Annotated in this window: 9 protein-coding genes; 8 read left to right on the forward strand and 1 reads right to left on the reverse strand. The window is 68.3% G+C overall.

Annotation, left to right across the window (positions count from 1 at the left end):
* Nucleotides 1-27: 27 nt before the first annotated feature.
* The gene (locus tag AC6CHY_RS09560) at nucleotides 28-699 is read right to left on the reverse strand and encodes a GntR family transcriptional regulator (protein ID WP_217388404.1); all 672 of its coding nucleotides are present in this window, start codon (nucleotides 697-699) and stop codon (nucleotides 28-30) included.
* 165 nt (nucleotides 700-864) lie between these two features.
* Here AC6CHY_RS09560 and glyA point away from each other — a divergent pair, with 165 nt between their 5' ends.
* From glyA to AC6CHY_RS09600, 8 genes are all read left to right on the forward strand, one after another.
* Nucleotides 865-2,187 carry a serine hydroxymethyltransferase gene (glyA, locus tag AC6CHY_RS09565; RefSeq protein WP_217388403.1) on the forward strand — a complete coding sequence of 441 codons (1,323 nt, stop codon included), beginning with the start codon at nucleotides 865-867 and terminating at the stop codon, nucleotides 2,185-2,187.
* A 4-nt stretch (nucleotides 2,188-2,191) separates the two neighbouring features.
* On the forward strand, nucleotides 2,192-3,409 hold the full coding sequence (locus AC6CHY_RS09570) for a sarcosine oxidase subunit beta family protein (protein WP_217388402.1): 1,218 nt from the start codon (nucleotides 2,192-2,194) through the stop codon (nucleotides 3,407-3,409).
* Nucleotides 3,410-3,426: 17 nt separating this feature from the next.
* Nucleotides 3,427-3,735 carry a sarcosine oxidase subunit delta gene (locus AC6CHY_RS09575; protein WP_217388401.1) on the forward strand — a complete coding sequence of 103 codons (309 nt, stop codon included), beginning with the start codon at nucleotides 3,427-3,429 and terminating at the stop codon, nucleotides 3,733-3,735.
* Nucleotides 3,732-6,644 carry a sarcosine oxidase subunit alpha family protein gene (locus AC6CHY_RS09580; RefSeq protein ID WP_498226581.1) on the forward strand — a complete coding sequence of 971 codons (2,913 nt, stop codon included), beginning with the start codon at nucleotides 3,732-3,734 and terminating at the stop codon, nucleotides 6,642-6,644. The genes AC6CHY_RS09575 and AC6CHY_RS09580 overlap by 4 nt, the downstream gene beginning before the upstream one ends.
* Nucleotides 6,637-7,254, forward strand: coding sequence for a sarcosine oxidase subunit gamma (locus AC6CHY_RS09585; protein WP_217388399.1), 618 nt, complete (start codon nucleotides 6,637-6,639; stop codon nucleotides 7,252-7,254). The genes AC6CHY_RS09580 and AC6CHY_RS09585 overlap by 8 nt, the downstream gene beginning before the upstream one ends.
* A gap of 216 nt (nucleotides 7,255-7,470) precedes the next feature.
* Nucleotides 7,471-8,337, forward strand: coding sequence for a formyltetrahydrofolate deformylase (purU, locus tag AC6CHY_RS09590; RefSeq protein ID WP_217388398.1), 867 nt, complete (start codon nucleotides 7,471-7,473; stop codon nucleotides 8,335-8,337).
* 146 nt (nucleotides 8,338-8,483) lie between these two features.
* Nucleotides 8,484-10,625 (forward strand): heavy metal translocating P-type ATPase, encoded by a 2,142-nt coding sequence (locus tag AC6CHY_RS09595; RefSeq protein ID WP_498226582.1) that lies wholly within the window; start codon nucleotides 8,484-8,486, stop codon nucleotides 10,623-10,625.
* 116 nt (nucleotides 10,626-10,741) lie between these two features.
* Nucleotides 10,742-11,503, forward strand: a complete 762-nt coding sequence (locus AC6CHY_RS09600; protein ID WP_498226583.1) for a MerR family transcriptional regulator — start codon at nucleotides 10,742-10,744, stop codon at nucleotides 11,501-11,503.
* The last annotated feature ends 75 nt before the right edge of the window (nucleotides 11,504-11,578 follow it).

Consider the following 11,578-nt stretch of genomic DNA (forward strand, 5'->3'; position numbering starts at 1 on the left):
CCCGCGTCCGCGCCGACAGTTCCCGCCCTACAGCACCGCGCGAATCGTCCGCTCGAAGCTGGTGATGTGATCCAGCGCCATGGCCTCGGCCTTGTCGGCCTCGCCGGCGACGATGGCTTCGAGCAGGTCGACATGTTCCTCGATGTGCCCGGAGACCGACGGGACCTTGTCCAGCACCAGGCACCAGATGCGGGTGGCCAGGTTGTCCAGGCGGATCAGCGTTTCCTCGAGGTGGGGGTTTCCCGCGGCCCGGTAGATCAGTCGGTGGACGCTGAGGTCATATTGCATCAATCCGCGCTTGTCGACCTTCTTGTCCCCCAGCCGTCCGATGTCCTTGGCCAACGCGCGGAGAGCGTCGCGGTCCGCGTCCGAGGCGCTGAGCGCGGCCTTGCGGGCGGCCAGCGGCTCGAGGGAACGGCGCAGCTCGGAGACGTCGGCAAGTTCGGTGATGTCCACGATCGTGGCAAACGTGCCGCGGCGCGGATAGGAAATGACCAGGTGGTCGATCTCCAGGCGCTTGAGCGCCTCGCGCACCGGGGTGCGCCCGACCCCCAGTTCGAGGGCCAGCTGGCCGTCGTTGATCGGCTCCCCGGGGCGGATGTCGAGCATGATCAGGCGGTCGCGGATGTCGCGGTAGGACTGCTCGGCCAGGGATACGCGTTCGCCCAACACCTCCGGGCTTGCGGTGACAGTACTCATGCGGATGTCTCCTTCACTTTGCCGAGGTACGGATTCACTGTAGTTCGATCGGCTTCACGACTTATTTGCGATGGCCATTGACACCATGTGATCCCCATCATAGCATTGCAACCAGTTCTGATATATCAATCATAAACAACTTGTACTTCAAGGAGTGAATACTGGATGACGGCCCTGAACACCACGCTTGTCGAGTCAACGCTGACCCAAAGCATTGCCACCCTGGATCCGGAGATCGCGGAGCGCATCGACGCGGAGCTGGCGCGCCAGCAGCGCGGGCTGGAGATGATCGCCTCGGAGAACCACACGGCCCTTGCGGTGATGCAGGCGCAGGGTTCGGTGCTGACCAACAAGTACGCCGAGGGCTACCCGGGCAAGCGCTACTACGGCGGCTGCGAGGAGGTCGACGTCGTCGAGACCCTCGCCCTGGAACGCGTCAAGGCGCTCTTCGGTGCCGAGTTCGCCAACGTGCAGCCGCACTCCGGCGCGCAGGCCAACGCCTCGGTGATGCACGCGCTGATCCGCCCGGGCGACACCGTCATGGGCCTGAACCTGGCCCACGGCGGGCACCTGACCCACGGCATGAAGATCAACTTCTCCGGCCGCCTCTACAACATCGTCCCGTACGGCGTCGAGGAGGACACCCTGGTGGTGGACATGGACAAGGTCGAGGCCCTGGCCCTGGAGCACCGGCCGAAGATGATCGTCGCCGGCTGGTCCGCCTACCCGCGGCAGCTGGACTTCGCGCGGTTCCGCGAGATCGCCGACAAGGTCGGTGCGTACCTGTTCGTGGACATGGCGCACTTCGCCGGCCTGGTGGCCGCCGGGTTGCACCCCTCGCCGGTGCCGCACGCCCACGTGGTGTCCTCCACCACGCACAAGACCCTGGCAGGTCCGCGCGGCGGGATCATCCTGACCAATGACGCGGACATCGCCAAGAAGGTCAACTCGGCGGTGTTCCCCGGCCAGCAGGGCGGCCCGCTGGAGCACGTGATCGCGGGCAAGGCCGTGGCGTTCAAGATCGCCGCGACCGAGGAATTCAAGGAGCGCCAGGAACGCACCCTGGCCGGGGCGAAGATCCTGGCCGAGCGCCTGGGCGCCGCGGATGTCGCGGCCGTGGGCATCAGCGTGCTGACCGGCGGCACCGACGTGCACCTGGTCCTGGTGGACCTGCGGAACTCGGAGCTGGACGGGCAGCAGGGCGAGGACCTGCTGGCAAAGGTGGAGATCACGGTGAACCGCAACGCGGTCCCGTTCGACCCGCGTCCGCCGATGGTCACCTCCGGGCTGCGCATCGGCACCCCGGCGCTGGCCACCCGCGGCTTCTCCGAGGCCGCCTTCGTGGAGGTCGCGGACATCATCGCCGAGACCCTCATCGCCGGCACCCAGGAAAACAACGAGGCAACGCTCGCGGCCCTGAAGGACCGCGTCCACGCCCTGGCCAACGCACACCCCCTCTACCCAAATCTCGCCCCGATTGGAGCATAAGAACATGGCCGACATCCTCCCCGAGCACCCCGAATTCCTCTGGCGCAACCCGGAACCCAAGTCCTCCTACGACGCAGTCATCGTCGGCGGCGGCGGGCACGGCCTGGCCACCGCCTACTACCTGGCCAAGAACCACGGCATGACAAACATCGCCGTCCTGGAACGCGGCTGGCTGGCCGGCGGCAACATGGCCCGCAACACCACCATCATTCGTTCCAACTACCTCTGGGACGAATCCGCGGGCATCTACGAGCACTCCCTGAAGCTTTGGGAGCAGCTGCCCGAGGAACTGGAATACGACTTCCTCTTCTCCCAGCGCGGGGTCATGAACCTGGCCCACACCCTGGGAGATGTGCGCGAATCGATGCGCCGGGTCGGGGCCAACCAGCTCAACGGCGTGGACGCCGAGTGGATCACCCCCGAGCAGGTCAAGGAGCTGTGCCCGATCATCAACATCGGGGACGACATCCGCTACCCGGTCATGGGCGCCACCTACCAGCCGCGTGCGGGCATCGCCAAGCACGACCACGTCGCCTGGGCCTTCGCCCGCAAGTGCGACGAGATGGGCGTGGACATCATCCAGAACTGCGAAGTCACCGGCTTCATCAAGGACGGCAACCGGGTCACCGGGGTCAAGACCAGCCGCGGCACCATCAACGCCGGCAAGGTCGCGCTCTGCGGCGCCGGGCACTCCTCGGTGCTGGCCGAGCAGGCCGGCTTCGACCTGCCGATCCAGTCCCACCCGCTGCAGGCACTGGTCTCCGAACTGCACGAACCGGTCCACCCGACGGTCGTCATGTCCAACCACGTGCACGTCTACGTCTCCCAGGCCCACAAGGGCGAACTGGTCATGGGCGCGGGCATCGACAGCTACAACGGCTACGGCCAGCGCGGCGCCTTCCACGTGATCGAGGAGCAGATGGCCGCGGCCGTCGAGCTCTTCCCGATCTTCGCCCGGGCGCATGTTTTGCGCACCTGGGGCGGCATCGTGGACACCACCATGGACGCCTCCCCGATCGTCTCCAAGACCCCGATCGACCAGCTCTATGTGAACTGCGGCTGGGGAACCGGCGGCTTCAAGGGCACCCCGGGCGCCGGCTACACCTTCGCCCACACCATAGCCAACGACGAGGCGCACGAGCTCAACGCGGGCTTCTCCATCGAGCGCTTCGAGACCGGCCACCTCATCGACGAACACGGCGCCGCAGCCGTGGCCCACTAGAAAGGGATCCACACAAAATGATGCTCATCGAATGCCCCTGGTGTGGGCCCCGAAACGAGACCGAATACGGCTACGGCGGCGAAGCCCACGTGGCCTACCCGTCAGACCCCTCGGCCCTGAACGACAATGAATGGGCCAAGTACCTGTTCTACCGGCAGAACCCCAAGGGGCTCTTCGCCGAACGCTGGGTCCACTCCGCCGGCTGCCGCCGCTGGTTCAACGCGGTGCGCGACACCGTGACCTATGAATTCAAGGCCGTCTACAAGCCCGGCGAGCCCCAGCCCCTCAAGACCACCAACGCCCCGGCACAGGGAGGAACCAAGTGAGCACCACCTCTTCGCACCGACTCGGCGCGGAAGCAACGGCTTCGGCCCGCATCGACCGCACCCGCGAACTCTCCTTCACCGTTGACGGCAAGTCCTTCTCCGGCTTCGCCGGGGACACCGTGGCCTCGGCCATGCTCGGCGCCGGCATCCGCTCCTGCGGCGACTCGCTCTACCTCAAGCGCCCGCGCGGCATCGTCTCCGCCGGCGTCGAGGAATCCAACGCGCTGGTCAAGATCGGCGCCCGCTGGGCCGGCCATGTGAACGAATCGATGCTCCCTGCCACCACGGTGGAGCTCACCGACGGCATGGACGTGACCCTGCTGCAGGGCCTGGGCCAGCTTGACCCGCGCACCGATACGGCCATCTACGACCGCAAGCACGTGCACACCGACGTGCTCATCGTCGGGGCCGGCCCCGCCGGACTGGCGGCCGCCCGCGAGGCGGCCAAGTCCGGCGCCCGCGTCATCCTCATCGACGAGCAGCCCGAGGCCGGCGGCTCGCTGCTTTCGGCCTCCACCGAAACCATCGACGGCAAGAGCGCCGCGCAGTGGATCGCCGAGACCCGAAAGGCACTGGCGGAAGCCGAGGAGTTCACCCACCTTTCGCGCAGCACCGCGTTCGGCAGCTACGACGCCAACTACTTCGTGGCCGTCCAGCGCCGCACCGACCACCTCACCGGCGAGCTGGGCGCCGGGGTTTCCCGCGAGCGCATCTGGCACATCCGCGCCAAGCAGGTCGTGCTGGCCACCGGCGCGCACGAGCGCCCGCTGGTCTTCGAGAACAACGACCGCCCGGGCATCATGCTGGCCGCCGCGGCCCGCTCCTACCTCAACCGCTACGGCGTGCAGGTGGGCAACGACGTGGTCGTGGCCACCACCAACGACTCGGCCTACGCGCTGGTCGAGGACCTGCTGGCCTCCGGCACCACGGTTGCCGCAGTCATCGATGCCCGCGAGGAGCCATCGATCCGCGCCACCGAGGTCTCGGCACGCGGCGTGCGGGTCGTCCTCGGCTCCGTGGTCGCCGACACCGCGGCAGGCGCCGACGGCTCCCTGGCCTCTGTCACCATCAGCGGCATCGACGCCGACGGGGCGCTCACCGGGGACACCGAGACCATCGACGCGGACGTGCTGGCGGTCTCCGGCGGCTGGAACCCGGTGGTGCACCTGCACTCCCAGCGCGAACGCCGCCTGGGCTGGAACGAGGCGCTCTCCGCTTTCGTCCCGGCACACCCGGTGGCCGACCAGCAGACGGCAGGGGCCATGAACGGGCGCCTCGAGCTGGCCTCCGCGCTGGCCGAGGGCGCGCGCGCCGGAGCCGACGCGGCGACCGCCGCGGGCTTCAGCGCCACGGCCTCGGTGCCCAGCGCACCGGTGGAGACCCCGGGCGTTTCACGCGCCCTGTGGCTGGTGCCCTCGCTGGCGGGCGACGCGGCCGACTACAAGCACCACTTCGTGGACTTCCAGCGCGACCAGACCGTGGCGGACGTCTTGCGTTCCACCGGTGCGGGCATGCGCTCGGTGGAGCACGTGAAGCGCTACACCTCGATTTCCACGGCGAACGACCAGGGCAAGACTTCCGGGGTCAACGCCATCGGCGTGATCGCCTCGGCCCTGGGCACCGACGACGTGGCGGGCATCGGCACCACCGCGTTCCGCGCCCCCTACACCCCGGTGGCCTTCGCGGCGCTGGCCGGGCGCGAGCGCGGGGAGCTCTTCGACCCGGCCCGCCTGACCTCCATCCACCCGTGGCATGTGGAGCGCGGCGCGCTCTTCGAGGACGTCGGGCAGTGGAAGCGCCCCTGGTACTACCCGCTGGAAGGCGAGGACATGGACACCGCGGTGTATCGCGAGTCCAAGGCCGTGCGCGACTCGGTGGGCTTCATGGACGCCTCCACGCTGGGCAAGATCGAGATCCGCGGCAAGGACGCCGGCGAGTTCCTGAACCGCATGTACACCAACGCGTTCAAGAAGCTCAAGCCCGGGCTGGCCCGCTACGGGTTGATGTGCAAGGCCGACGGCATGATCTTCGACGACGGGGTGACCCTGCGCCTGGACGAGGACCGCTTCTTCATGACCACCACCACCGGCGGGGCCGCCGGAGTGCTGGACTGGCTGGAGGAATGGCTGCAGACCGAATGGCCGGAACTGGACGTCAAGTGCACCTCGGTCACCGAGCAGGTATCGACCGTCGCGGTCGTGGGGCCGAAGTCCCGCGCCGTGCTGGCCAAGCTCGCCCCGGAGCTGGACCTGGACAACGAGTCCTTCCCCTTCATGGCCTTCAAGGAGACCGTGCTGGCCTCGGGCATCGCCGCCCGGGTCTGCCGCATCTCCTTCTCCGGCGAACTCGCCTACGAGATCAACGTGCCGTCCTGGTACGGCCTGAAGGTCTGGGAAGACGTGGCGGCGGCCGGGGAGGAATTCAACATCACCCCCTACGGCACCGAGACCATGCACGTGCTGCGCGCGGAGAAGGGCTTCATCATCGTCGGCCAGGACACCGACGGCACCGTGACCCCGCAGGACGCCTCGATGGAATGGGTCGTGTCCAAGGTCAAGGACTTCGTGGGCAAGCGGTCCTTCGACCGCAAGGACAACCAGCGCGAGGACCGCAAGCAGCTGGTCACCGTGCTGCCCGCGGACAAGTCGTTCCGCCTGCCCGAGGGAACCCAGCTGGTGAACGCCGGAACCAGTATCACCCCGGAGATCGCTCCGGTGAAGATGCAGGGCTTCGTCACCTCCAGCTACCACTCCCCGGCGCTGGGCCGCAGCTTTGCGATGGCGCTGATTTCCAACGGCCGAAACCGCATCGGCGAGGAACTGCAGGCGTACGTCGACGGCCAGCTGGTCGACGTCGTCGTGGGCGATACCGTACTTTTTGATTCCGAAGGGAGCCGTCGAGATGGCTGAGCAGGTTTTGACTGATATTTCCGTGTTGCGCACCAGTCCGCTGGCGCACCTGGCATCCGCACTCGAGCAGGGCTCGGTGCAAGGCGAACGCGGCGTGAAGCTGCGCGAGATCGCGTTCACCACCCAGATCGGGGTGCGCGCCGAGCCGGGGACCGAGGCGCACGCGGCGCTGTCCGCGGCAACCGGCGTGGGCCTGCCCGCCTCGGTGGGCCAGGTCGCCGGGAACCCGGAGGGCACCGCGGTGATCTGGAGCGGTCCGGACGAGTTCCTGGCCGTGGCCCCGGAGGGCACCGAGCTGTTCGCCGACCTGGTCCAGGCGCTGGGACAGGCCCCGGGGCAGGTGGTCGACCTCTCGGCCAACCGCACCGTCATCGAGCTCTCGGGCCCCAGTGCCCGAGAAGTGTTGGAGAAGGGCTGCCCGGCGGACCTGCACCCGCGCAGCTTCACCGCGGGAACGGCGATCACCACGGTACTCGGCCCGGTCCCGGTGGTGCTGTGGAAGAGCGCCGAGGACACCTTCCGGGTGCTGCCGCGTGCGTCCTTCGCCGACTACACGGCGCGCTGGCTGCTCGATGCCATGGCGGAATTCGCTTCCGCCCCCATCGACTAGGCGCCCGCCTTTCCGGCAAGCCGCCCCTTGGGCGGGCGGCCCCCTCCCCTCACCGGGGGTGGGGCCGCCCGCCCGCGGCCGTGGACGCAACACCGCCGCGAAGGATGCGGGGTTGCGGGCGAGCGGCACCTAAGATAACGAGCGGAATACCAGCAGCAATCAACAGACCACCCTTCGCGCGGCCCCGGCGGCCGCGCATGCATCGGAGTGCCGAAAGTGGAAACACAAACTGAAGTCGAACACATCCTCACCGTCGCCTGCCCGGAGCGCCCGGGCATCGTCCATGCGGTGGCCGGGTTCCTGCTTGCCCAGGGCCGCGACATCGTCGAGCTCAAGCATTTCGGGGACCGCCGCGCCGGGCAGTTCTTCATGCGCGTAGATTTTGCCGGACCCGACGCACCGGGCCTGACCGAGTCCATGCGCGCCGACTTCGCGGCGCTGGCCGACGAATACGGCATCGACTGGACGCTGGCGCCCAAGGGCACCAAGAAGCGCGTGCTGATCATGGTCTCCAAGTTCGACCACTGCCTCAACGACCTGTTGCACCGCGCGCGGTTGGGCGAGCTGCCGATCGACGTGGTTGCGGTGGTCTCCAACCACACCGACCACCAGTCCCTGGCGCAGTGGCACAACATCCCCTTCTTCCACGTGCCGGTCACCCCGGACACCAAGCCGGCCGCCGAGGCGCGCCTGCTCGAACTCATCGACGAGTTCGACGTGGAACTGGTGGTGCTGGCCCGCTACATGCAGGTGCTCAGCGACGAGCTCAGCCGCAAGCTCACCGGAAAGACCATCAACATCCACCACTCGTTCCTGCCGTCCTTCAAGGGCGCCAAGCCCTACCACCAGGCCTGGGACCGCGGGGTCAAGACCGTGGGCGCCACCGCCCACTACGTCAACGCCGAGCTCGACGAGGGCCCGATCATCTCCCAGCAGGTCCAGGACGTCGACCACACCTACTCCCCCGCGGACCTGGTGGCGGCAGGGCGCGACACCGAATGCAAGGCCCTGTCCAACGCGGTCAAGTGGCACTGCGAGGGACGCGTGTTCCTCTACTCCAACCGCACCGTGGTGCTGCGCTAACAAACGCACTACCATGCGTTCCGACCTTCGGGCCGGCGGGATCCTTCGGGTTCCCGCCGGCCCGAAGGCGTTTAATGCGCGGGACGCCCTCCTGAACTTCCTTGCGAGCCGTTGACATATACCCCCTAGGGGTATATGTTGACGGCATGAACGAACACCAGCACAGCACGGCGGCCCCGCCGGAACCGGAAAACCGCCGGTTTGGCGATGGACCGCATTCGGCACATCCGGAACACGACCACGCAAGCATGGTCCACCATGAACATGCCGGCCCCGGGCAGGGTGACCACTCGGGCCACGGCGGGCACGGAGACCACGTTGCGGTCTTCAGGAAGCTCTTTTGGGTCATGCTGGCCATCTCGATCCCGGTTCTGGCCTTCAACGCCATGTTCACCATGCTCATTGGCGTCACCTTGCCCCGAACTGCGTGGATCCCGTGGGTCTCCCCCGTCCTGGGCACGCTCATGTACCTCTGGGGCGGGCGGCCGTTCCTCTCCGGCGCCAAGGACGAACTCAAGGCCCGCAAGCCGGGGATGATGCTGCTGATCTCCCTGGGCATCACGGTCGCCTTCCTGTCCTCCTGGGGTGCGAGCCTCGGCCTCCTGGACCACGGACTGGACTTCTGGTGGGAACTCGCCCTGCTGATCGTCATCATGCTGCTGGGCCACTGGATCGAGATGCGCTCGCTGGCCCAAACCGCTTCGGCGCTGGATTCGCTGGCCGCGCTGTTGCCCGACACCGCCGAACGCGTCGTTGACGGCGGCATCCAGCAGGTCGCCCCCGGCGAGCTGGAACTGGGCGACGTGGTGGTCGTGCGCCCCGGCGGACGCATCCCGGCCGACGGGAAGATCACCGACGGAACCGCCGAAATGGATGAATCGATGATCACCGGAGAGTCCCGCACGGTGTCCCGCGGACCCGGCGCCCCCGTGGTGGCGGGGACAGTCTCCACCGACACCGCGGTCCGCGTGCAGGTCACCGCGATCGGCGCCGACACGGCGCTGGCGGGCATCCAGCGCCTGGTCTCGGACGCGCAGGCCTCGAGCTCGCGGGCACAACGCGTGGCCGACACGGCCGCCGGCTGGTTGTTCTGGTTCGCCCTGGGCGCGGCCCTCGGCACCGCCGCCGTCTGGTCGCTGCTGGGCGATCCCGACGCAGCGGTCATCCGGACCGTCACGGTGCTGGTCATTGCCTGCCCGCACGCCCTGGGGCTGGCCATTCCGCTGGTGGTTTCCATCGCAACCGAGCGCGCAGCCAAGGGCGGGGTGCTCATCAAGGACCGGCTTGCCCTGGAGGGCATGCGCCAGGTGGGAACGGTGCTCTTCGACAAGACCGGCACCCTGACCGTCGGCGAACCCGTCGTCATCGATGTTGCCACCGTGCTCGGCCACTCCGAGGACCAGGTCCTGGCCCTGGCAGCGGCCGCCGAATCCGACTCCGAACACCCCCTGGCCAAGGCCATCACGCGGGCCGCGGGCGAACGCTCGCTGCCGCTCTCCCCCGCCACCGGCTTCCGCTCCTCGCCGGCCGAGGGCGTCCAGGCTTCCGTCGACGGGGCAGACATCGGGGTCGGCGGCCCGCACCTTTTGGCCACCCATGCCCTTGAGCCGCTGCCGGCCAGCGAGGTCTGGAAGGCGCGCGGAGCAACCATCCTGCACGTGATCGCCGACGGCCGCGTCATCGGGGCACTGGCCCTGAGCGATGAGATCCGTCCCGAATCCCGCGCCGCCGTTGCCGCGCTCCACGCCCGGGGCATCAAGGTCGTCATGATCACCGGTGACGCCGAGGCGGTGGCCGAATCGGTGGGCCGGGAGCTGGGCATCGACAGGGTCTTTGCCGGGGTGCGCCCGGAGAACAAGGCCGCCAAGGTGGCCGGGCTGCAGGCGGAGGGGCAGAAGGTCGCCATGGTCGGGGACGGAGTCAATGACGCCCCCGCGCTGGCGCAAGCGGATGTCGGCATAGCCATCGGGGCCGGCACGGACGTGGCCATCGCCTCGGCCGGGGTTATCCTGGCCAGCGACGATCCGCGCTCGGTGATCTCCGTCCTCGAACTGTCGCAGGCCAGCTACCGCAAGATGAAGCAGAACCTGTGGTGGGCGGCCGGCTACAACCTGGTATCCGTTCCCCTGGCCGCCGGGGCACTTGCCGGCATCGGCTTCGTCCTGCCGATGTCCGTCGGTGCGGTGCTGATGTCGGTTTCCACCGTCGTGGTGGCGTTGAATGCGCAGTTGCTGCGCCGCCTGGACCTGCGCCCCGGCGCCGGCCTCGAGGCGGACCGCAGGCTGTAGCCGCCACGGCCCCGGCGACCCGCGCGGTTGGCACCCATCCCCACCGGGGTGGGCGCCAACTGCGTCTCGGCGCACCTCTTGACATTGACGTTGCGTCAAGATTTACCGTTGATTCCATGGAACGGTCGATACAACAGGTCGCCAGGCTCGCCGGCACCACCAGCCGCACGCTGCGCCACTACGACGACATCGGCCTGCTGCCGCCCAGCCGCATCGGACACAACGGGTACCGGTACTACGACGAGGCGGCCCTGATCCGGCTGCAGCGCGTGCTGCTGCTGCGCGAGCTGGGACTCGGCCTGCCGCAGATCCACCAGGTCATCGAGGCCGAGGCGGACGAGGCCGCGGCGCTGGGAACGCATCTGGCCCTGCTGCGCGCCGAACAAGACCGCCTCGCCCGACGGATTGCCGCGGTGCAGCACACCATCGATTCACTGAAAGGAAGGGGAACGCTCATGGCAAAAAACATGTTCGACGGATTTGACCATACGGTGCACCGGGACGAGGTGGAGCAGCGCTGGGGCAAGGAAGCCTATGCCCGCTCCGACGCCTGGTGGCGCGGGTTGGGCAAGGACGGACAGGAGGACTGGAAGCTCCGGTTGAAGGAACTGGGGAACGACTGGATCGCCGCGGCCCGGGATGCCGGTATCACCCCGGATTCCCCGCAGGCCCAGGACCTGGCCCGGCGCCACGTCCAGTGGCTCACCGGCATCCCGGGAACCCCGGCGGCGGACCCGGGCGGCGACACCAAGGGGTACGTCCTGGGCCTGGCGGAGATGTACGTGGCCGACGAGCGCTTCGCCGCGAACTACGGCGGCATCGAGGGCGCAACCTTCGTGCGCGACGCCCTGGCGATCTACAGCAAGACGATGCCGTAGCCGAAAAAGTGCGGCCCCGGATCGATGCATCCATCGATCCGGGGCCGGCACCACCGCAGGGAGGCGTGCCGCCTG

The organism is Paeniglutamicibacter sp. GQ140 (assembly GCF_059759235.1).

Excerpts from the sequence above, each read along its gene's own strand:
- AC6CHY_RS09560 (WP_217388404.1), bottom strand. The coding sequence starts at position 699 with ATGAGTACTGTCACCGCAAGCCCGGAGGTGTTGGGCGAACGCGTATCC.
- glyA (WP_217388403.1), top strand. The coding sequence starts at position 865 with ATGACGGCCCTGAACACCACGCTTGTCGAGTCAACGCTGACCCAAAGC.
- AC6CHY_RS09570 (WP_217388402.1), top strand. The coding sequence starts at position 2,192 with ATGGCCGACATCCTCCCCGAGCACCCCGAATTCCTCTGGCGCAACCCG.
- AC6CHY_RS09575 (WP_217388401.1), top strand. The coding sequence starts at position 3,427 with ATGATGCTCATCGAATGCCCCTGGTGTGGGCCCCGAAACGAGACCGAA.
- AC6CHY_RS09585 (WP_217388399.1), top strand. The coding sequence starts at position 6,637 with ATGGCTGAGCAGGTTTTGACTGATATTTCCGTGTTGCGCACCAGTCCG.
- AC6CHY_RS09595 (WP_498226582.1), top strand. The coding sequence starts at position 8,484 with ATGAACGAACACCAGCACAGCACGGCGGCCCCGCCGGAACCGGAAAAC.
- AC6CHY_RS09600 (WP_498226583.1), top strand. The coding sequence starts at position 10,742 with ATGGAACGGTCGATACAACAGGTCGCCAGGCTCGCCGGCACCACCAGC.